The sequence below is a fragment of the Bartonella sp. AA86SXKL genome, assembly GCF_042196885.1.
Map to the genome: position 1 here is coordinate 45894 of NZ_JBHIRE010000002.1, position 22487 is coordinate 68380.

Below are 22487 nucleotides of genomic sequence, written 5' to 3' on the forward strand. Positions count from 1 at the left end.
CTCACTCCATTAAAGCTTTTTTAAATTACCGAAGAGTTAAAATGAGATGTTTTATTCATAAATATCTTTATATAAGATCAAAATGAATTTAACGTAGACAATTTGAAGAAACTTCTTAGCTTTTAAAAATTAAAGTATCTCTGCAATGCCTTTAATAAAAGGTTGGTAACGCACTTGGAACAGTTCTAAACACTCAAATCTACTACCAATTTTTGTATAGCGCGTCACCGTTTGTACCCCTTCGTCAGGTCCTATCGCCTGAATGAGAATTCCATTTTCAGCTAAAAGTTCTAAAAATTCCTTTGGTTCATCAAAACGTGATGGCCAAATAAGAATGCGATCAAATGATCCTAAGCCTGTCACACTATGACTTCCATCAATCTGCCGTATAACAATATTTTCAATTCCTAAAGTTTGAAATTTTTGGCGTGCTAAATCAACAAGCGTTTTATAACGATCAATCGTTGTCACACGGTCACTCAGACATGCCATAAGAGCAGTACAAAAACCAGATCCTGTACCAATTTCTAAGACACGATGCCTTTTTTTCAAAGATAATGCCGAAAGAATTAAGAGTTGTTCTTCCAAACGTTCCATATATTCACCACACTCAAGGGGAATAACTTTATTATCATAAGCACTATTGAACCAAGGAGCAGCAACAAACTGTTGACGCGGAATTTTCTCTAATGCCGAAAAAAATCGCACGTCATCAATGCCTTTGCTACGCATTTTCAGTACAAGAGCGGCTAACTCCTCACGAAATTGTAAAATACCCTTTTGCCCCATAGTATCATTCAATCTCCAATGGAGGTGCACTTTTATCATACTGATAAACTGCTTCTTTTAAAATGGCAAAAACTTGCGTCTGTGTATCATCACCTCTTGGCAATAAACGCATATTGTCTCTCCTTTCGTAAAATTAAGCAGTAATACAGCGCATGCCTCCCATATAAGGTTGTAAAACATCTGGAATAATAATTGATCCATCAGCCTGTTGATAATTTTCAAGTACGGCAATAAGACAACGTCCAACAGCCGTACCAGAACCATTAAGGCTATGAACAAAATGCAATTTTTTATCGCCGTCTTTACGATAGCGCGCATTCATACGACGACCTTGAAAATCTCCACAAACTGAACAGCTAGAAATTTCACGATAACATTCTTGACCAGGAAGCCAAACCTCGATGTCATAGGTTTTACGCGCTGCAAACCCCATATCACCCGTAGAAAGAACCACTGTGCGAAAAGGCAAACCAAGCCGTTTTAATATATCTTCTGCACATTCTGTCATACGTTCCAATTCAATTAAAGACTGCTCTTCACTGGTAATCGAGACCATTTCAACTTTCCAAAATTGATGCTGACGCAACATACCGCGCGTATCACGACCGGCTGCTCCCGCCTCTGAACGAAAACAGGGAGATAAAGAAGAAAATCGCAGTGGTAAATCTGATATTTCAAGAATTTCATCGTTGACCAAATTGGTTAATGGCACTTCTGCTGTGGAAATAAGCCATCGACCATCTGTTGTACGAAAAAGGTCTTCAGCAAATTTCGGTAATTGTGCTGCTCCGTAAACAATCTCATCACGAACAAGAAGAGGTGTTGAGACTTCTGTGTAACCATTCTCATTGACATGCACATCAAGCATAAATTGGCCTAATGCTCGTTCTAGCCGTGCTAACGCCCCTGAAAGTACTGTAAAACGTGTTCCAGACAAACGACTAGCTCGTTCAAAATTCATCTGTTTGAGATCTTGACCAAGATCAAAATGTTCCTTTGGTGTAAAATTAAATGTTGGAGGTGTACCAAAATGTCGAATGACGACATTATCACTTTCATCTTTACCTTCTGGAACATCATCTAATGGAATATTTGGAAGTGCTGAAAGAAGTTTCTCAAGACTCTCCGTCAGTTGTTTTTCTTCCACTGTTGCAGAGGAAAGAAAAGCTTTAATCTCTTCAACTTCAGCTCTAAGACGTTCAGCCATTTGCTGATCAGATACAGCCAAAGCCTGTCCTATTTCCTTTGAAACAGCATTGCGACGTTCCTGCGCCAATTGCACCTTAGCAATATGCGACCGACGTGCAAGATCAAGTTGTATTAACCTTTCAGCTTGTGGCTCAAGACCTCTACTTACGAGTGCTTTATCTAATTTCTCAGGATTGTCACGAATCCACTTAATATCAAGCATAAAAATTCCTCATTTATATTGTTTTTATTCATTCCTTATCGCATAAGATTATACACTTTTCTTAAGCGGATTTTCTTCTCTTTTCTATACTGTAAGCAATTAAAATTGAAATCTCGTAAAGTGCTATCGTTGGTAAAGCCACTGCAAACATCGTAAAAAAATCCGACGGCGTTATGATTGCCGCAATGATAAAAGAGAGCAAAATAGCCCATTTTCGTTTAGAAACCAAATCATGAGACGTTAAAAATCCAATTTTTGTTAAAAGACTGATGACAAGAGGTAATTGAAAAATCAAACCAAAAATTAGGATAAATGATGTCATAAAGCCCAAATAATCAGAAATACGCACTATAAACTCTATTTTTAAATGAACATCTGGAAGAAATTGTTGAGAAAGGCTAAACCATAGTATTATTGGCGCTAATAGACCATAAACAAACGCTCCCCCAATACAAAATAAAATAGGCCCCCCAATGAGAAATGGTAAAAAAGCCATCCGCTCATTTTTATAAAGCCCTGGTGCAATAAAACTATAAAACTGAAAAGCCGTATAGGGAAAAGATAAAATAATTCCCCCAAAAGCAGAAAGTTTCATCTTCGTTAAAAAAGTTTCCCATACTTGCGTTGATTGCAAACGAATACCCTCAGGGTTACCCCCTGCTATTTTCATTGCCCACTGATATGGCCATAGTAAAAAATTTAAGATATAATCTTTAACAAGAAAACACATCATAAAAGCGATCATAAATGCAACCAAAGCAGAAATAATTCGCTGACGAAGTTCAATTAAATGTTCTAAAAGTGGAGTCATATTAGCATCAACTTCATCTTTTTTTACATTCATGACACATCTTCTTTTTTTTATCTTTAGGAGAAACAAAAATGTTTTCAGAATGATGAGAAGCTATAGAAACTGTCATATCTTTCTTGATTACCTTTTGATCACATTCCAAAATTTCTTTATCTTTTTTAAATTTATGATGTGTTTCCTTAACATCCCAATTATCGTGGATATCCTCTAATATATTTTGAGTGGGATCAAAAGTTTCTGCCAACTTCTTGCTTGAATCGCTAATATCCGAACATACTTTTTGCAAATCATCGCGCTCGATTTGTCTTATTGCATCATCAAACTGATGACGAAGTTCATTTGCTGTTGAATACACATACGCTCTTATCTTTGCTACTGTCTTTAATATTTTAGGTAAATCTTTTGGTCCAACGACAATGATGAGAACAAGTAAGATTACGATAAACTCTGGTCCGTCAATCCCAAACATCTCTTAATTCGACTTTCTCATCAAAAAATATTGCACAATGATGATTGCGTTTTTGTTACTGTTTTTTAGCAACAGATGTTTTGCTTTTTTTAGAAGCAGAAGAAACCTTTCTGCGCGCTGTTGCATGTTTTACCGATAACGGCTGAGATTGTTGAGATTCTACATCAATCATTTGGGAACTAGGAGCCATTTCAACTTTATCCTCAATGCTATCATCTTCTTCCTTCATATTTTTTTTGAAGGCTTTAATTCCTTTAGCAACATCGCCCATTAATTCAGAAATTTTACCGCGACCGAAAAGCACAAAGATAATCAATAAAATTATAATTAAATGCGTTGGTGAAAAAATATTACCCATTATTCTCTCTAACTTTATGCTTTTAAATTTGATTTCATTTATTCATGCTTCCTCTGAAGAATGTATCAAATATAATATCTTACTTATATATTTTCTTCTTAACTTAAAAGCAATTACACGCTTTTATTGCAAAAAGAACTTTTTATCCTCTCATCCTTTTTTAGCGTATTATAACACAAACCATTCAAAAATGATAAACCACTTCATACAAAGTTCAAAACACTTAAAAACTTTTCTAAAATAACTTCATCTGATCTCTTAGGTTACTCATCTTCCTGTAAATACTATAGCCAATGTCTTTCCTTTTAAACAATGTTGTACGTATCATTACAAACATTTCCGCCAAATTATCCTTTACTGATAAAAATCATAACATGCTGTAAAACATTTTACGTATTCAATTAAAAAAATCAGAAAGAAAAATCTCTAAAAAACTTTCTTAACACATCATCGGTCTCTTCAAAAACGATCATCTTACGCACAACATTTATTCTTTGCGTTGGGGTAGGAATTTTATCATCCATTATTCCATATACAATACGAAATATGAGCCATCATCGTATTTAATTAACTATCTGTCGTGTAAATAAAAACTATTAGCGGAAAGAGTAAAAATGTACTTTATGAACCAACTCAAGTGCCAAAAGGTATGGCAATACTGCTAAAAAATAAAAAAGGTACCAGCTTGTGCCTTTATTCAGTAAAATACCTCCATATAACCAGCTCTCTAAGCCACGGCATGCTCTAACTATTACAAGTCTCCGGATTCTGGGCATGCGTTCTCATAATATCATGTGTTTAACCTATCTCAGTATTGAAACCAGAATGGGCATTAATAGAAAATTATATTCAATCAAAAGCATGGAATCGAAGCATAATTCATGTAAAAAGAATTTCTTATCCTCGCCTTTTTTATAAGATTTCCTTATAAAGCCGCTCGATAATACAGTGTTAGAGATAAATAAACCTATTTACTTTAGTTTAAAATTCTCATTTTATTGAAATAGCTTGCAGAGTGCATATCAATTTTCAAAAGTTTTATTTTAGCGTCATACACAATAACCTAGCCATTTAGCGTGTATAATGTAAAGCTTTGGCTCCGCTTAAAGCAATGAGATTCATTCATACTTTTACAAAAATCTATCACTATAACACCAGCACTTTATTGCTCTCTCCATAATTTTACGCTCGCTAAAAAACTGATCAATGTAACAATGTTTTTATCAAGCATTTGAAATTCTTTAATCTTTAAACAAGCAAATTTATGAATGAATTTGAAAGATACCCTTCAATTTTTCAACAAACTTCACTAATATTCTCGTTAATTGAGTGTTTTTTATAGTCTTCCTAGAAGAGTCCGCGATCATAAAAAATTTCTCTTACAACATAAATATCTCTATTGAAATGTTTGATCTCTTCTTGTCTATCTTTCATATAAAAAAATTAAAATTTTAATGATTAATCTCATTATATAAAAATAGCTCTGTGAATAAATGCTCTGATGACATTAATATTTTTTCTGTAGTGTATAATGTGGGAGTGAGGGTATTGTTTGATTTCTACAAGAGTATTTTTATGGATATCAATTCTATTATTCTATGCTAATAATCCGGTACAGTTATACATATGATAGAGTTTACTCCATGAATTATCGGCATATTTATCATGCTGGCAATTTTGCTGATGTTTTTAAACACATTATTGTCACTCGCATTGTAGAATATCTCAAACGCAAAGAAAAAGCTTTTCGCGTTATAGATACGCATGCTGGAATCGGTATTTATGACCTTTCTTCTTTAGAAGCACATAAAACAGGAGAGTGGCGCGAAGGTGTCCAACGACTTTTTTCAACTCCTATCCCAGAAGATTTAAAAACACTCCTTTGTCCATGGTGTGACATCATTGATGCCCTCAATAAAGGGGAAAAAGAAATTGTATTTTATCCTGGATCTCCTGTTCTTATTCGTCAATTATTACGGAAACAAGATCGCCTCACCGCAATAGAATTGCACAATGAAGATTATCATATTTTAGCAAAAAACTTTGCAGGAGATTATCAGACAAAAGTTCTGCATTTAGATGGTTGGCTTTCCTTAAATGCTCATGTACCACCAAAAGAAAAACGTGGGTTTATCCTTGTTGACCCTCCCTTTGAAAAAGCTGGTGAGTTTTCCCGCCTTATTGAGGGATTAACGAAAGCCTATCGTCGCTTTTCTGGAGGGATCTACGCTTTATGGTATCCTGTTAAATATGACAAAGAAATTGAAAGTTTTCTTCACGCGCTTTATCAAACCGGAATTCCTAAGATTCTACAGCTTGAAATGCGTATCCGAAAAAGTTCAAGTCCACCGACAATGAATGGAAGTGGTATGATTATTATTAACCCTCCCTACCTTTTGGAAGAAGAAATGAAAAAACTCAGCCCCTTTCTTATCAACCGTCTTGGACAAGATGAAAATGCCAAAATAACTCATAAGTGGCTTCAAAAAGAACATCTATTATTTTAGATCTTTCTCTGATATTTTTCCTAAATCAAATATCATGTTGTAAGATATAAAGACTTTGAATGATAAAGTTCTTTGAATAATACCAACATATTATAGTAGTAAGCTAATAACGATCAGCGTGAATTATTTTTTTAGAAAGCCTATCCTCTTAATCATTATGGATTTCTTATTTCAATCATTTTAATGGATAAATTAGGCAAATTCATAAAGCTGTTTTAAAATAACAACTCTCATATTTTTTTATGAAAGATCGGCTCTCTAAAATCATACTCTTATGTTATAAGATATTATTTATAGAAAAAAATTATAAAGACATGAATAATCATTATTTAATAAAAAAGAATATTTCATATATTAAACAAACAACATATTCGTAATAAACGGAATGGTCCTGAAAAATAATACAAATTATCCGCAAAATGAACGGGAAAATCTTTCTTTTCTCTCTAATATTACATGGCATAATGCCAATCAAAGCAATGAGAAAAATCAATTCCAGGGTATCAAGTTCATACAAGAGTTTGTTAGACACCTTCCGCATAAGCCTGGGGTTTACCGGATGATTGGTGAAAATGGTGATATTCTTTATGTTGGCAAAGCCCGTAATCTCAAAAAACGTGTTTCAAACTATACACGTGAACAAGGACACAATAATCGTATTACCCGCATGATTCGTGCAACATATCATATGGAATTTATCGTCACCCATACAGAAACAGAAGCACTCCTTTTAGAAGCCAATCTCATCAAAAGATTGCATCCACATTTTAATGTACTCCTGCGTGATGATAAAAGTTTCCCTTATATTATGATTACAGATGATCATCGAGTGCCTGCACTTTACAAACATCGTGGTGCTCGAACACGAAAAGCTCACTATTTTGGTCCTTTTGCTTCTGCTGGTGCAGTGACACAAACAGTTCATGTTTTACAACGCGCCTTTTTATTACGAACCTGTACTGATTCAGTTTTTGAAAACCGTACACGCCCCTGTTTGCTTTATCAAATTAAGCGATGTTCTGCACCTTGTACTCATGAAATTAGTGACAGTGATTATAAAGAACTGGTGAAAGGAGCAAAAGCGTTCCTTTCGGGAAAAGATCAATCTATTAAAAGCGATATGGTTCAAGCTATGCATAAAGCCGCAGAAAATCTTGATTTTGAACAAGCAGCTTCCTATCGTGACCGCTTATCAGCCCTTTCTCACATACAAAGCCATCAAGGTATTAATCCTCAAACGATAAAAGAAGCGGATGTATTTGCAATTGCGCAAAAAGAAGGAATGACTTGTATTCAAGTGTTCTTTTTTCGCATGGGGCAAAATTGGGGAAACCGTGCCTATTTTCCTAAAGCAGATCCCTCTTTTTCCCGCACTGAAATTTTAGCGAGTTTTCTTGCCCAATTTTACGATAATAAACCACTTCCCAAAAGTATCCTTTTATCTGAAGAAATTGAAGAAAAAGCACTTCTTACAGAAGCATTTAGTCTCAAAGCAAACCACAAAGTATCCCTCTCTTTACCCAAACAAGGTGAACGGAAAACTCTTGTTAATCGTGCCTATCTCAATGCTCATGAAGCACTTGAACATAAGCTTTCTGAAACAGCCACCCATACAAAATTGCTTCAAGGTCTTGCTAAAACATTCCAACTACCTTTTCCTCCACGCCGGATAGAAGTCTATGACAATTCTCATATCATGGGAACAAATGCTGTAGGGGCTATGATTGTTGCTGGTCAAATGGGATTTATTAAAAATCAATATCGAAAATTCAACATTCGCTCAACAGATATCACGCCTGGCGATGATTTTGGCATGATGAAAGAAGTGATTAAACGAAGATTTTCACGCCTTATCAAAGAGTATGATCTGCCAAATAGAAGTCATGACATAAAAGATGATGATCTTTTTCCCATTTGGCCTGACCTTATCTTAATCGATGGTGGTGAAGGACAAATCAACAGCGTACATGAAATACTTGCTGAGTTACAATTAAATGATCTCTTCACAGTTGTTGGAATCGCCAAAGGTGTTGACCGTCATGCGGGACGTGAACGATTTTTTATAAAAGGTATTCCCCCCTTTACACTTCCTCCACGTGATCCTATCCTCTATTTTTTGCAACGTCTGCGTGATGAAGCACACCGTTTTGCGATTGGAACTCATAGGATAAAACGAAAAAAAGCAACATTCAAAAACCCACTTGATGAAATCGAAAATATCGGTCCGACAAGAAAGCGTGCATTGCTTCATCATTTTGGAAGTGCCAAAGCTGTTGCTAGTGCCTCATTTGAAGATTTAAAAAAAGTTACGGGAATCTCTATGACAATTGCACAAAAAATTCATAACCATTTTCATGAAAAATAGGCTTGTTTCATAACCTTCGCCTTGTTACGTTTAGGAAATATATTCTCTTTCACAAGAATTAAAAATGGCTCCATGAAAAATCATACTTTTTCTTTTCCAAATATTTTAACTTATGCACGAATTGTTGCAGTCCCAATGGTTGTTGCATGCTTTTTTTTAGAAGGGCGACTACAATCAAGTGATATCACTCGCTGGATTGCTGTTTCCATTTTTATCGTTGCATCCATTACTGACTTTCTTGACGGTTACCTTGCTCGTATTTGGGAACAAACATCCAATATTGGTCGCATGTTAGATCCAATCGCCGATAAACTTCTCGTCTCTGCTTGTCTTCTCTTGCTTGCCGCAGACAGTACCATCGCTGGGTGGACACTATGGGCAGCTATTATCATTCTTTGCAGAGAAATTCTTGTATCAGGATTACGTGAATATTTGGCTGAGTTAAAAGTTAGTGTTCCTGTCTCTCGTCTTGCAAAATGGAAAACTTTTGTACAGATGATCGCTATTGTATTTCTTTTAGCTGGACCAGCCGGTAATAAAATTTTCCCTTACACAGTAGAGTTTGGCATTACTATGCTGTGGATTTCTGCCCTCCTTACATTGTGGACAGGGTGGGATTATTTTCGTGCAGGTTTAAAACACGTTATCCTATGAATAGTATGGAATTTTATAATGATGATTTATCTTTTTGTACTTAAATAAGAGATGAGAATAGCATAAGATTGATTTATTTTTATTAATGATAGATCAATAAAATGCTTTTTTGCACATTACAAATAAGGGGGACGTGTAGATAAAAGCTATTCAAAAAAGAGTAAATAGCCTTTATATTTTCGTAAAAGCAGCTGCAATATTAAAAGCTAAAAAAACGATTAATGCTCCATATGCTTTCAAAAAAATCTATAATCTCATAAGCAAAAAACCGAAATATAGTGTTTCGGATTTTTGCTTCTTATATACGCTTTATTATTATAAACGCTTTATTAACCAACAATTTCTACCTCAGGAAACCAAAAGGCGATTTCTGTTTTTGCCGTTTCAGCACTATCGGATCCATGGACAGAATTTTCGCCAATCGATAAAGCATGAACCTTACGAATTGTCCCTTCTTCTGCATCACTAGGATTCGTAGCCCCCATTACTTCACGGTTTTTAGCTATTGCATTTTCACCTTCCAAAACTTGTACAACGGTTGGACCAGAAGACATGAATTCAACCAATTCACTAAAAAAAGGACGTTCTTTATGAACAGCATAAAATTTTTCAGCCTCACGTTTGCTCATCCAGACACGTTTAGACGCAATAACACGTAGCTCCGCATCCTCAAGCATTTTAGTAATTGCGCCAGTCAAATTACGACGGGTTGCGTCTGGTTTAATCATCGAAAAAGTACGCTCTAAAGCCATTTAACCACCTTTATTTCATTTATAATATTCTCTAGCCATTTCTATAGCGAGCAAGGAACCCTTTGCCAAGTGACTCTGCAAAAATCTACACAAATTCTCAAAAACATAGAATAAATTATAAAGAAAACTTTAATAAAAATACCTGCAATTGCTCATCCCATCATAAAGATACGCTACAGAATCTCAATAAATATTGAATCTTCTTTCATAATCTTAAATGCTTCCTATCAAAATTATCATTGAGATCAATTAAAAAATAACCATATCGTTAGAAACTATAGCGTACACCTATAATTCCCTGAAGGGACTGTTTTGTTTTACGCCCTTTAATATAATGGGCCTCACCATATAACTTTAACTTCTCACTCACTAAACTGCTTAAACCTATTCCTAATTTACCTGCATTCCCTGATAAGTCCGTGGTAAATGAATGCCGTTGATTAATTAACGTTTGATTGTCATCTTTATTCTCACGCAACCATGCTGCTGTAATATACGCAAGCGATGAGGAATCCATGTGAAAACCAAATTCATATCCTAAAGATAAACCAACCTCACTGCGTAATGAAGTGAATGGACGCATGTCACCTGTCATGTCATTCGATAACTTGATTTCTTTACCCTCAACTTGCAACCATGTAAATTGTCCATAAGGCTGCAACCAACTGTTCTTTGACGTCTGAAGTCGATAACCTGCTTCAAAGGAGGCGCCCAGCGCCCATTGCCTATAACTTCCTTCAATCCCTAAACCATTCGTTGAAACTGCCTTTAGAGTATTTTGATAATGATTGTATTTTAAAATACCATCGAGATACCATCCACTATGATCCAAATAAGTGACATAAGCGCCAATACCATAAGTATTGATTCCACTGTTACCCCCCCGTGCATGCGCAACACGGGCACGATCATAACTGCCAAAACCACCTATATAAAACTCTCCATTTTCCCACTCGCTTAAACCATTGATCCCCAAAACGATACCGGTCTGATCCAGTTTAAAATCTATATGCTCTGTAACAACACTCTCTTTAGATTTAATCGCATAGCTCCATAAAGCCGTATTCTTTTTACTTTTATCTAGAATTCCTCTTCCCGCACGTACGGTTTGCATTTCATTGTGAAAAACCATCGCTGGCGCCACAGACATAGACAATACCGCATCTGTAGAGGGAGTGGTCAAAAAGTGAGAAACTGAAAGATTCTCACTCAATTGTGGAAAAGGTTGTTCTTTATGAACTGGACGCACAATCATTTGATCGGCTAAAGATTGAGAAGAGATTGAAACAGCAGTTTGTTGTTTTTCATCAGAAAGAGGATGAAGACCTGATGGAGGTAACGCTACAAGAGTCTGATTTTCTTGAGAGGGAGATACAGAAACACTAGAGACATTCTGTGCCCCTCTTAAATGACGTGGAGGTCGTGGTTTAGCTGGTTGCTTTATAGTAGGTTTACGAGAGCCTGTATTTTTTCCTCTAGAAGCAGCACCTTGATCAGATAATGCAAGAGGAATCTTCGTTTTCTTGTTTACACACTGTGTTTCAGTATTCGAACGTGTCGTACCTTCAGAGGCTGAACTTAAATACCAAATTGTAGAATAACCACTAGCATCAGCACATCTTTCTCTCTTTCGTAAAACATACTGATAGGCTCCACCATCAACAGCTGTAATGTCCTTACCCGAAAGATCTTCCAGAGTAAAATTAGCGCCTCCAACTTTATCAGTAACTAAATTAATCCCTGTGACCAAACTATTCTGTTGTGAGAGAGGACCTGTAATTTCACGACCAGAATCTGCAACGCTTATTTTGTGATTACCTGAACCTTCATCAATCGACAAGTAATCACTTGAATTCCCCGTAGCATTAATATTGAATCGAAAATGTAAATCCCCTGAAAGTTTCTTAACATGAAGTGAAATATGTCGTGGATCATACGGTATAGAAGTAAAAATAACAGTCCCTCCGCGCCCCCCTAAATCTTCAATTTCAATCTGAGGTTTTTCTCCCATATTCCGTTCACCAACCTCAAATATTATTTCATCCACTCTGTCCTTCATAGGAATTTTTTTCTTAGTCGTATGATTTGTCCTATCACCAGCGAATAAATAAAGTTCTCCGTGATCATTGATCCTTACTTCTCCAAGGACATCTTGTATACCAACATGGAACCACGATTTAGCAAAGTTGTTAATAGTCAGACCATCCACAAACCCTTCAGGATATACAACTTGAATAGCATGATCTTTCAAATTAGTAGCATAAGATTCTCCTAACGCTAAAACGTGTTGTCTCCCATTCCCAGAAACCTGAGCATACATTGATTTCCCTCCCTCTTTTCTTTGTCCTGCATAAAGATTTTGTTCTCCGTTATCTCCCACTTTCGTATACCAAACCCACGCTCCATCATACACATTCTGCTGTCCAACTGTTCCACCATCCCCAGTAACTGTGGAATTATATGCACTACTTTTTCTCTCCACGCTTGTAAGATCAATATATGGCTCTTCATGAATAAACTGCTGACCTCCCAAAATTTTGGCGTTCATTGCAATTCCTGCTCGTGTAACTATTTGTATCCCTCCTTTTTTAATAGTAGAACCTACAGAAGTTTCTCCATTTTCAACAAGCTCTATATCACCATATTCAATCGTAATATTATTTTTGAAAAAACTAGCAATCTGTTCTAATTTTTTTTCTTCCTCTTCTCTATTTACCACATGTGTTGCTCTTGTTAGCACTCTATTCCTACTCTCAACTACACTTGCAGATTGCACAAGATAACTACTGATCATCAATACTGAAAAACTTAATTTGTATTTATACCGCATTATCCACACTCCACTCTCAATTATTTAGAAAAATACCCCGCGGCTACATAGGTAGCTCGTTTTAGATTGTATCATAATGTGTTTTATTTATGTCTAAATACAATTTTTTAGTGTATTTTTTAATTTAAACAACTTTAAGTTGTTTATCTATAAACCACTAAAAAGCTCTAACTTAAGGCAGAAAATTGAATAAAATTCAAAGTGTTTACTTAAATTCAAGGAATAATTTGCATATCTGGAATTATAGATGAAAAAAATGCTCGTGCCCTTTAATGGCGCCCCCCTTCACGTAAAACAAAACGCCATTGGGTTGTACATTCACGCACTTGTTTTAAAGAGACATCTCTCAATGCACTCAAGCCCATTTCGCGACGTCATCCATGAATGGTATACCGGTAAAGCCATTGACCCCCAATCTTTACGCTTATGAAGAAGCGGGCCGGTATCATCATACACTTTGCCATCCCAATGTTGTGATAGCCCTTGACACTAGAGACGATTCATCAGAGACATTTTTACTTCTTTTTTGTATAGTTTTTATACACACCTTCATCCCGCTTGCGATGTGCCAAGCGAATAATTTTGATTGATTCAACATAAACAGATTTGGAATGAGAGAATCCTATGATTTTTGTGACTCTCATTCACCATGCATAGAAATGAATTATTATTATAAATTCAGTATGTTGCCTTTAAAAGAAAGAGTATAAAGACATTTCTACTATTTGAGAAAGTCCTTACACTCTCGAGAAGACATAGCCGAACGTTATCTGTTTAAGTTTGCAAAACAATTACATTTGTAAAGTTAATCAGCCATGCACACATATTTAGAAACTATAGCGTAATCCTAAAATACCTTGAAGAGCATTCTTAATCTTATGTCCTTTTAGATAATGTGCTTCCGCATAAAGTGTTAGTTTATCATTGACCGAACCGTTTAAACCAATTCCCAATTTACCCGCACTGCCTGACAAATCTGTAATAAATTTATACTGGTTATTAATTGTCGTATAATTATTATTTATATTCTCACGCAACCAAGCTGCCATAATGTAAGCTGTTAATGAAGTTTCTGAACTCACAAAAAATTCATGTCCTGCAGTCAATCCAACTTCACTGCGGAATGAAGTTAATGGGCTTAGATCACCTATCATTCCATTGGAAAGTTTTATTCTTTTACCTTCAACCTGCAAACCTGTTAGCTTGATATAAGGCTGCATCCAAGTATTCTGTGCCGGTTCAAAATAACAACCAATCTCAAATGATCCACCTATCGCCCACTGATTGTAATGACTTTGAATGGCTAAACCATTCGTTGATATGGCTTTCAAATTATTTCGGTAATAATTATATTTCAAAACACCATCCATATACCATCCGCGATGATCAAAATAAGTTGCGTAAGTTCCAATGCTATAAGAGCTCAGATCACTATTACCACCTCGTGCATGAGAAATACGTGCTTGATCATAACTACCGAAACCACCAACATACAACTCTCCATGCCTTAATTCACTCAACTGATCAGCACCAAAAACTAAACCTGTTTGCCCAAGCTTAAAGTGTGTATGGCCTGTCGCAACACGTTCTCTGCTCTTAATCCCATAAGTCCATAGTTCGATATCTTTCTTATTTCTGTCCCAAATTTTTCTACCATTCCGTATAATTTGCAACTCATTATTAAAAATAAGTCCAGGAACTACGGACAACGTTAATACTGCATCTGTAGAGGGTGTCGTTGTTGTTTCACCAGGAACAAAAGGATTTTCCGGATCTGGAATAGAGGTTTCTGGTCCACTGAGGCGATCTGCAGATAAAAACCAAACTTTTCCATTTTCATCCTTTCTTTCTTTCAAATCATACATATAAGTTCCACCATCAATGGCGTTAATTTTGTCACCCTTAAGATCTGTCAGTGTAAAATGTGCTCCACCACTTTGATCCATAATTAAATCACGCTTATTTGAAAAAGGATCCGTGATTTCAACTCCAGAATCAGCAACACTTATCGTATGATTCCCAGCACCTTTCTCAACCAAGAGATAATCACCACGGTTATGGGCAATCGTAGTATTGAACGCGAAATGTAAATTTCCTGAAAGATTATTCACATGAAGCTGAGAATAATATGGATCAGAACCTGTAAACGAAAAAATAACACTCCCTTCACCACTTAATTTTTGTATCAAAGAACTTTTTCCATCAAACTCATCAGTAATAGAGTACAGTTTTGTATCTTTTCCATTTAAAATAATATCTTCTACTATGGTATGATGTTGATCATTCCCAGCATAAAGATGGATCTGCCCAGAATGATTTAACTGTGTCTTTCCTTCTAATGTTGCCCCAGCATGCACCCATGATTTTGTTTGATCATTCATTGTTAGATTTTTTACAGATCCATCAGTATATATTTCCTGAATAGCACTCTCATTTAAAATAACTCCAATAGCCTGACCGCCTTTTAAGATACGTTGTTTACCACCGCCAAAAACTTCTGTGTCAAATGCAAAACCACCATTTTTTGCACTTTGAGACTTTTGTCCAACCTCTTGGACACCCCCTTGCATAACTTTCGTATTCCAAACTTTTCCGCCATCATATACTTTTTGTTGGCCTAGTGTTTCATCTTGACCATAAATGATAGTATGAGAAGCACTACTCCCTTTAACCTCTTCTCCAACATCCCCCTCCCCGAAAACAAGTTGCTCACCACCATAAATTTTAGTCCCCTCTACTTTTCCTCCATTTCCAACACTTTGTTGTCCACCTTCTTTAACGACTGCATTTTTCGAAAAGCCTTGTTTTCCCTTTAAAGCCTCAACATTTTCAATTCCGCCATGTTCAATTTTACTATCCTCACTGAGTCCTCCTGCATACACATAAAGCTCTGCACCATTCCTTACTGTGTTATTAATGGATCGCCCTGGGCTATCAATCTCACCATCATTTGAAATGTATGCTTTACCTTCATTATCAAGAATATAATTTTCTAACAGTGCCCCATCTTTAATGGAAATAAGTTCAGGTTTTTTAAGAATTTTAGTATTGTGTTCTTGTACATTATTTTCAACATTTTCACGATGACTGCTGTCAAGCTCCTGTTGACTCACAAACACTCTAGCGCCCTTATCCTCAGTAAAATCGCTAGGCTTTTTTAAAAAGTCTAATTCATTACGCGCCCTTATAATAACATCATTAGATGCTCCAAGTATGCATCTTCCCGTTTTCATATCCTCATTGTATTGATCCTGAAATATTTTGCTATTTTCATAACTTGAAGATTGACAAAAAAGCGGTATCCCCCTCTCATTTGCAGCAGCAGCCTGCACAAAACAGCTGCTCAACATGAGTATCCAACAATGTCGTTTCCATTTATATTGTAGAGCCATATCCTCCCCCCTTTCACGCCTGCATAGACACTGAACGTAATTAGCTCTACAAAACATATTTTCAACCTTAGATTGCAATAATCCTTCTTAAAAATCCCCCTTATCTCATAAAAAACCGTTCTTTATAGTTTTTAAATACTTTTTTGATCAAGAATATAAGGGCGTTTTTATAGTGCTTCTTTAGCATTTCCTCAGAATTTTCTTATCAAAAAAAGTAATGCATAATCAAGTATATAAGGGAATACAGTTTATCATGAACAACGAAGCTGCGTGCTCTGAAAAATTGTTCTCTGATGCTGCATTAAAAACTTAAAAAAACTAATCATACATTTAAAGATAACTAAAAAATAACCATATAATTAGAAAATATAGCGTACACCTAAAATACCCTGAAGGGACTGTTTTGTTTTACGCCCTTTAATATAATGTGCCTCACCATATAACTTTAACTTCTCACTCACTAAACTGCTTAAACCTATTCCTAATTTACCTGCATTCCCCGATAAGTCAGTGGTAAATGGATGGCGTTGATTAATCAAGGTATGATTGTCATCTTTATTCTCACGCAACCATGCTGCTGTAATATACGCAAGTGATGAGGAATCTATGCGAGAACCAAATTCATATCCTAAAGATAAGCCAACCTCACTGCGTAATGAAGTGAATGGACGCATGTCACCTGTCATGCCATTCGATAACTTGATTTCTTTACCCTCAACTTGTAACCATGTAAATTGTCCATAAGGCTGTAACCAACTGTTCTTTGACGTCTTAAGTCGATAACCAGCTTCAAAGGAAGTTCCCAATGCCCTTTGAGTATATGTTCCTTCAATCTCTAAACCATTCGTTGAAACGGCTTTTAGGGTATTTTGATAATGATTGTATTTTAAAATACCATCGAGATACCATCCACTATGATCCAAATAAGTGACATAAGCGCCAATACCATAAGTATTGATTCCACTGTTACCCCCCCGTGCATGCGCAACACGGGCACGATCATAACTGCCAAAACCACCTATATAAAACTCTCCATTTTCCCACTCGCTTAAACCATTGATCCCCAAAACGATACCGGTCTGATCCAGTTTAAAATCTATATGCTCTGTAACAACACTCTCTTTAGATTTAATCGCATAGCTCCATAAAGCCGTATTCTTTTTACTTTTATCTAGAATTCCTCTTCCCGCACGTACGGTTTGCATTTCATTGTGAAAAACCATCGCTGGCGCCACAGACATAGACAATACCGCATCTGTAGAGGGAGTGGTCAAAAAGTGAGAAACTGAAAGATTCTCACTCAATTGTGGAAAAGGTTGTTCTTTATGAACTGGACGCACAATCATTTGATCGGCTAAAGATTGAGAAGAGGTTAAAACAGCAGTTTGTTGTTTTTCATCAGAAAGAGGATGAGAACTTCCTGAACCTAAGACTTCAGTAACGTGACTTCTAAGAGAGGAAATAGTTGGAGATACAGAAGCCTGAGATTTTTGCCTTAAGTTTTGGCGGTTTTTTCTTCGACATGGCAATTTAATAGCATGCTCTTGTGGTGCTGTAATCGTTGAAAGAGAAGAAACTGATTGATTTTGATTTAAATGCCGCATAGATCTGCTTCTGCGTGGCGCACTATCCATGTAAACTGCAGTCAAATACCAAATTTTTCCCTCTTCATTCTCAATATTTTTGTGTTTTAAGCCATAAGTATAAGTTCCTCCATCAACCATTACAGTTTTTGCGCCAGAAAAACTTTGTAGAGTAAAAGATGCGCTACCACTTTGATCAAAAATTAAATCAAGTCCTGCTGAAGAAGGATCAACAACTTCAATACCAGAATCTACGGCACTTATTGTGTGAAAACCACTCCCATTCTCAATAAAGAGGTAATCACCTTTTCCTTCTGCAAGGCTGACATTAAAATCGAAGTGTAGACTCCCTGCTAGATTATTAATATAAAGCTGAGAGTAATATAAATCATCTTCAGAAGAGGTGAAAATGACTTTTCCTACACCGCTTAACTGCTGAATGCGTGTACTTTTGTCGTCAACCCCACGAGCAACGGAGTATAATTGAGCGTCTTCTCCATTTAATTCAATGTTTTCTACTATAGTTTGTTGACCATCACCTCCAGCATCAAGATAGATCCCACCAAAATCTTGAACTTTTATTTCTCCTCCTAATATTGCACTAGGAGAAATCCATGAATTGGCATTACCTTCAATCGTTAGATTCTTCACAATTCCACCCGCATAGACTTCTTGAACACCACCAGTGCGTAAAATTACTCTATTCGCTTCACCCCCTGCTAAAACACGCTGCATACCCTCTGAAAAAACTTCAGTATTTACGGCTAAACCACCACTCTTTTGTATAAAATCATCATCATCTGCGAACCACTTAGCAAGAGTTTGTATTCCTCCACTCATCACTTTTGTTCCCACAGCCATCCCATCATCATATACATTCTGCTGTCCTGGCGTATCACCTTGACCATAAAGTGTCGTGTTATAAGCGCTGCTCCCCACAATTCCACCATTTACATAACCATCTCCGAAAACAAGCTGCTCCCCACCATAAATTTCAGCTCTCAATGCGGTTCCTCCTCCCTCCACTCTTTGTTTTCCACCCTCGTAAATAATCGTAAATTCTGAAATCCCTTGTTCCCCTACAATCTCAACACCACCATTTTCAATTGTCGTATTCTTACTGAAACCACCAGCTTCAACATAAAGTCTTCCTGATCCCTGAATTGTATTGTTAATGGACTTCTTAAGAACACCTCGCTCTCCATCATCAGAGATATAAACTACGTTATCATCACCGAGCAAAGAGCTTTGTAGAATTCCTCCTCCTTCGCCAATACTGTAATCAATTACATCAGAGATACTAAAATCTTTTGACGATGTCATATTTTCTTCTTTTTCAGGAAGCTTATCTATAGGTGACTCCGCATAAGGTGAAGAGATTACAGGAGCAAAAGTTATTTGTGACGTAGCCAAATACCAAGTCTTTGCCCCATTATCATCTTTTGTCTTTAAGCCATACATGTAGACTCCATTATCAATCGTACTCGTCTCTTCTCCAGAAAAATCTATCAGAGTAAAATGCGCATTTCCGCTTTGATCATGAATTAAATCAAGTTCCAAAACTAAATTCTGATCTTGTAGAGGAGAATTGGTAATTTCAACACCAGAATCGATAACGCTTATGGTGTGATGACCTGCTCCTCTTTTTATGAGAAGATAATCACCGCGCTGTTCTACAAAATTAGTATTAAACCTAAAATGTAAATTACCTGAAAGATTACCGACCTCAAGTTTAGAATAATGTGGATTAAACACGGTAGAAGTAAAAATAACGCGTCCATTCCCGCTTAAATCCTCAATCAAAGAGCTTTCACCGTCTATCTTGGAAGCAATAGAGTATAATGTGGTATCTTTGTCATTTAAAACAATTTTTTCTACTTCAGTACGAGATCGCTCAGTACCAGCATAAAGATAAATCCGTCCAGAATCATGAATCATAGTGCTTCCTTCTAATGTTGCACCAAAATGTAACCACGATTGTGCTTGATCCTTAATTATTAAATCTTTTACATAGCCTCCTAAATCTATTGCTTGGAAAGCATTCCCTTGTAAGAGAACACCAATCGCAATTCCTCCCGCTAAAACGTGTTGCTCTCCACCAGAAAAGACCTTCGTATCAAATGCAAAACTGCTATAATGGTCTAGATCTTCTTCCACAAAAAGATTTTGTACCCCTCCTTCCATGATCTTTGTGCTAAAAACCTCTCCATCATCATATACATTCTGGTATCCTAACACTCCATTTTTACCAGAAACGATAGTGTCATAGGCACTGCTTCTTACCATCTCACCTTTGATATCAGACTTTCCTGAAACAAACTGCTCACCACCGTAAATTTTAACCCCTTCAGCTTTTCCCCCATCTTCAACCTTTTGTTTTCCCCCTTTCTTAACTGTACTATCCTGTGAAAGACCCTGTGTTCTAACAAGCTCAGTGCCGCCTCTTTGAATTGTTGTATACAAGCTAAAACCACCGTGATAAACGGAGATCTTTCCACTGTCTTTAACTGTATTACTAATCGAAGTTTCTCCAGTGCTTTCAACTTTCTCACTGTTACTATCAAAGCTAGGATCAGCAATCGTAACAATCATTCCCTTTTCAATTGTGCGTTCTGTGAGATCATTCGATAATGAAGCTATAGCAGATGGTTGCAAGCTAAAATCAGAAAATAAAGAGGTATTTGTCTCATCAAGAGCATAATTCGCATCTAAATACCAAATTTTACCATTGCTCTCATTTTTTCTCTGTTTCAAACTGTACATGTAAGTTCCGGCATCAATAGCTTTGATTTTTTCACCAAAAGTGTTTGTCAGAGTAAAATGAGCGTTTCCACTATGATCAGAAATTAATGTAAATCTTCTGTGGGAAGGGATTGTGATCTCACCCCCAGAATCAGTAATACTTACTGTATGATAACCTGAACCACTTTCTTTAATGACAAGATAATCACTAAGGTGCTTGGCAAAATTGACATTAAAATTGAAATGTAAAGAACCTGAAAGATCATCAATATTAAGCTGAGAATAATGCTTATTAGTCCCTAAAGACGTAAAAATAACTCTGCCACTTCCCGTTAAATTCTGGACATTAACCTGAGGTTTTTTGCTGTTATCTTCAGACGCAATAATGTATAGTTTGGTATCTTCTCCATTTAAATTAAGATTGTCTACTTCCGTAACAGCTTCACCATTTCCAGCATAAAGATAGAGGTTGCCAAAATTATTAACATTTGTATTTTCACCTAATATCGCACCAGCAAAAACCCATGATTTTGCTTGATGATTAATTGTTAGATTATCCACGTATCCAGAATCATATATCTTCTGAGTAGCTCTATCGTATAAAGTAACTTCGCTCGCATTCCCTCCTGCTAAGATATTCTGCGCACCATTTTTAAAAAGTTCTGTACTCAGTGCAAAAGCCCCTTCATTTATTGTAAAATCCTCACCCTCTATATCAGTATCTTCTGCAAAGCCGTTATTAGAATTCTCTTTACCATCAAGATTCTGGACACCTCCTTTCATAACCTTTGTGTCAACAGCCATCCCACCACTATAGACACTTTGTAGTCCTAGCATTCCATTTTCAGCATAAATTTCGGTGTTATAAGCACTACTTGCCTTATCTTTTCGCGATAAACCAGATCCAAGGCTTCCCTTACCAAAAATAATCTGCTCGCCACCATGGATTTGAGCCCCTTCTGCATTTGCACCACTCTCAACAATTTGTTTACCACCTTTTTTTACAGTGGCATATTCCGAACTGCTCAAGTTTTGTACAACCTCAATCCCACCATGCTCAATTGTTGTATCTCTACTAACACTTGCTGCATCAATGTAGAGTTTTCCCCCTTCTCTAACCGTATTATTAATGGAATAAGCTGCATCTTTATAGTTAAAGCTATTTATTTCAGAACCTTCAGAGTCACGGTTAGTAATATAGATCGCAGCACCATCGCTTATTATTGAATTTGTGAGGACTTCAAAGAATAGCTTTTCTAATCTCTTCCTTTCCTCTTCTGAAAGATCACTTCCTTCTACTGTCTGTTTATTCTCTATCTTTTTTGATTCCCCCTTTTTTTCTTTTAGTCCCCTCACTTCCGATAACAACTTTCTTGTCTCTTCTAGGTGTTCACTGATACTTACTGGTGTTAATAACTTTTCTTTTGGTGTCGCTACTCCATCTGCACTCGCAATCTTGACAAAAAAACCACTGGTTATTAATGCACAAAAACTTAATTTCAATTTGCGTTGCATTATTCACACTCCATAATTTTAAATTTAAATTCTCCCATTTAGAAAAAAGTGCATAGACCAAAACAACTCAATGCAATTGCTCAACCTCATGTTTTTTTAAGATAACAAAGCATTCGATGGATTAAACTCTGACAGATCAAATATACATCATGTGTTTTAAAATGCATGCACAGCTAAAAGATTTAATTTGTTTTAGATACACTTTAAAAGTGTTATAATTGCATCCATGAAAAATATTTTTAATATTTTAAGACACTAAACACCGATCTACGAATAAGATTGATTCCTTAATAGATAAAAATAGCATTA

At 36.2% G+C, this 22487-nt stretch carries 12 protein-coding genes and 1 pseudogene; 3 read left to right on the forward strand and 10 right to left on the reverse strand.

The features are described 5' to 3' along the window. Positions 1-129: 129 nt before the first annotated feature. From ACFIO5_RS01455 to tatA, 5 genes are all read right to left on the reverse strand, one after another. Positions 130-789, reverse strand: a complete 660-nt coding sequence (locus tag ACFIO5_RS01455; RefSeq protein WP_273791164.1) for a protein-L-isoaspartate(D-aspartate) O-methyltransferase — start codon at positions 787-789, stop codon at positions 130-132. A gap of 133 nt (positions 790-922) precedes the next feature. Further along, positions 923-2200 carry a serine--tRNA ligase gene (gene serS, locus ACFIO5_RS01460; protein WP_375633105.1) on the reverse strand — a complete coding sequence of 426 codons (1278 nt, stop codon included), beginning with the start codon at positions 2198-2200 and terminating at the stop codon, positions 923-925. Positions 2201-2261: 61 nt separating this feature from the next. Further along, on the reverse strand, positions 2262-3044 hold the full coding sequence (gene tatC / locus ACFIO5_RS01465) for a twin-arginine translocase subunit TatC (protein WP_375634095.1): 783 nt from the start codon (positions 3042-3044) through the stop codon (positions 2262-2264). Next, positions 3025-3480: a twin-arginine translocase TatA/TatE family subunit gene (locus tag ACFIO5_RS01470; RefSeq protein WP_375633109.1), complete on the reverse strand. Its 456-nt coding sequence runs from the start codon at positions 3478-3480 to the stop codon at positions 3025-3027. Before ACFIO5_RS01470 ends, tatC begins: the two co-directional genes overlap by 20 nt. A 55-nt stretch (positions 3481-3535) precedes the next feature. After that, a complete protein-coding gene (gene tatA / locus ACFIO5_RS01475) occupies positions 3536-3838 on the reverse strand; it encodes a twin-arginine translocase TatA/TatE family subunit (protein WP_375633111.1) in 303 nt (100 codons plus the stop codon). A 1643-nt stretch (positions 3839-5481) separates the two neighbouring features. Here tatA and ACFIO5_RS01480 point away from each other — a divergent pair. The 3 genes from ACFIO5_RS01480 (at position 5482) to pgsA (ending at position 9364) form a co-directional block, all read left to right on the forward strand. Beyond that, the gene (locus tag ACFIO5_RS01480) at positions 5482-6345 is read left to right on the forward strand and encodes a 23S rRNA (adenine(2030)-N(6))-methyltransferase RlmJ (protein WP_375633113.1); all 864 of its coding nucleotides are present in this window, start codon (positions 5482-5484) and stop codon (positions 6343-6345) included. A 385-nt stretch (positions 6346-6730) separates the two neighbouring features. Further along, a complete protein-coding gene (gene uvrC, locus ACFIO5_RS01485) occupies positions 6731-8710 on the forward strand; it encodes an excinuclease ABC subunit UvrC (protein WP_375705058.1) in 1980 nt (659 codons plus the stop codon). Between the two features lie 72 nt (positions 8711-8782). Further along, positions 8783-9364 (forward strand): CDP-diacylglycerol--glycerol-3-phosphate 3-phosphatidyltransferase, encoded by a 582-nt coding sequence (pgsA, locus tag ACFIO5_RS01490; RefSeq protein WP_273723320.1) that lies wholly within the window; start codon positions 8783-8785, stop codon positions 9362-9364. A gap of 329 nt (positions 9365-9693) precedes the next feature. On the opposite strand, the gene ndk is transcribed toward pgsA, so the two are convergent. The 5 genes and pseudogenes from ndk to bafA (ACFIO5_RS01515) form a co-directional block, all read right to left on the reverse strand. Further along, positions 9694-10116: a nucleoside-diphosphate kinase gene (gene ndk, locus ACFIO5_RS01495; RefSeq protein ID WP_375612918.1), complete on the reverse strand. Its 423-nt coding sequence runs from the start codon at positions 10114-10116 to the stop codon at positions 9694-9696. Between the two features lie 268 nt (positions 10117-10384). Next, entirely contained in the window at positions 10385-12946 is a 2562-nt protein-coding gene (gene bafA, locus ACFIO5_RS01500; protein WP_375705059.1) for a BafA family autotransporter, read from the reverse strand. A 281-nt stretch (positions 12947-13227) separates the two neighbouring features. Continuing rightward, positions 13228-13459 (reverse strand): annotated as a pseudogene (locus ACFIO5_RS01505) (integrase); the annotation flags it as partial. Between the two features lie 314 nt (positions 13460-13773). After that, positions 13774-16338 (reverse strand): BafA family autotransporter, encoded by a 2565-nt coding sequence (gene bafA, locus ACFIO5_RS01510; protein ID WP_375632648.1) that lies wholly within the window; start codon positions 16336-16338, stop codon positions 13774-13776. Positions 16339-16697: 359 nt separating this feature from the next. Beyond that, positions 16698-22178 (reverse strand): BafA family autotransporter, encoded by a 5481-nt coding sequence (bafA, locus tag ACFIO5_RS01515; protein WP_375705060.1) that lies wholly within the window; start codon positions 22176-22178, stop codon positions 16698-16700. Positions 22179-22487 lie beyond the last annotated feature (309 nt).

Coding starts and splice junctions, on each gene's coding strand:
- ACFIO5_RS01455 (WP_273791164.1), bottom strand. CDS start 789: ATGGGGCAAAAGGGTATTTTACAATTTCGTGAGGAGTTAGCCGCTCTT.
- bafA (WP_375705060.1), bottom strand. CDS start 22,178: ATGCAACGCAAATTGAAATTAAGTTTTTGTGCATTAATAACCAGTGGT.
- pgsA (WP_273723320.1), top strand. CDS start 8,783: ATGAAAAATCATACTTTTTCTTTTCCAAATATTTTAACTTATGCACGA.
- tatC (WP_375634095.1), bottom strand. CDS start 3,044: ATGAATGTAAAAAAAGATGAAGTTGATGCTAATATGACTCCACTTTTA.
- bafA (WP_375632648.1), bottom strand. CDS start 16,338: ATGGCTCTACAATATAAATGGAAACGACATTGTTGGATACTCATGTTG.
- uvrC (WP_375705058.1), top strand. CDS start 6,731: ATGGTCCTGAAAAATAATACAAATTATCCGCAAAATGAACGGGAAAAT.
- tatA (WP_375633111.1), bottom strand. CDS start 3,838: ATGGGTAATATTTTTTCACCAACGCATTTAATTATAATTTTATTGATT.
- bafA (WP_375705059.1), bottom strand. CDS start 12,946: ATGCGGTATAAATACAAATTAAGTTTTTCAGTATTGATGATCAGTAGT.
- ACFIO5_RS01470 (WP_375633109.1), bottom strand. CDS start 3,480: ATGTTTGGGATTGACGGACCAGAGTTTATCGTAATCTTACTTGTTCTC.
- serS (WP_375633105.1), bottom strand. CDS start 2,200: ATGCTTGATATTAAGTGGATTCGTGACAATCCTGAGAAATTAGATAAA.
- ndk (WP_375612918.1), bottom strand. CDS start 10,116: ATGGCTTTAGAGCGTACTTTTTCGATGATTAAACCAGACGCAACCCGT.
- ACFIO5_RS01480 (WP_375633113.1), top strand. CDS start 5,482: ATGAATTATCGGCATATTTATCATGCTGGCAATTTTGCTGATGTTTTT.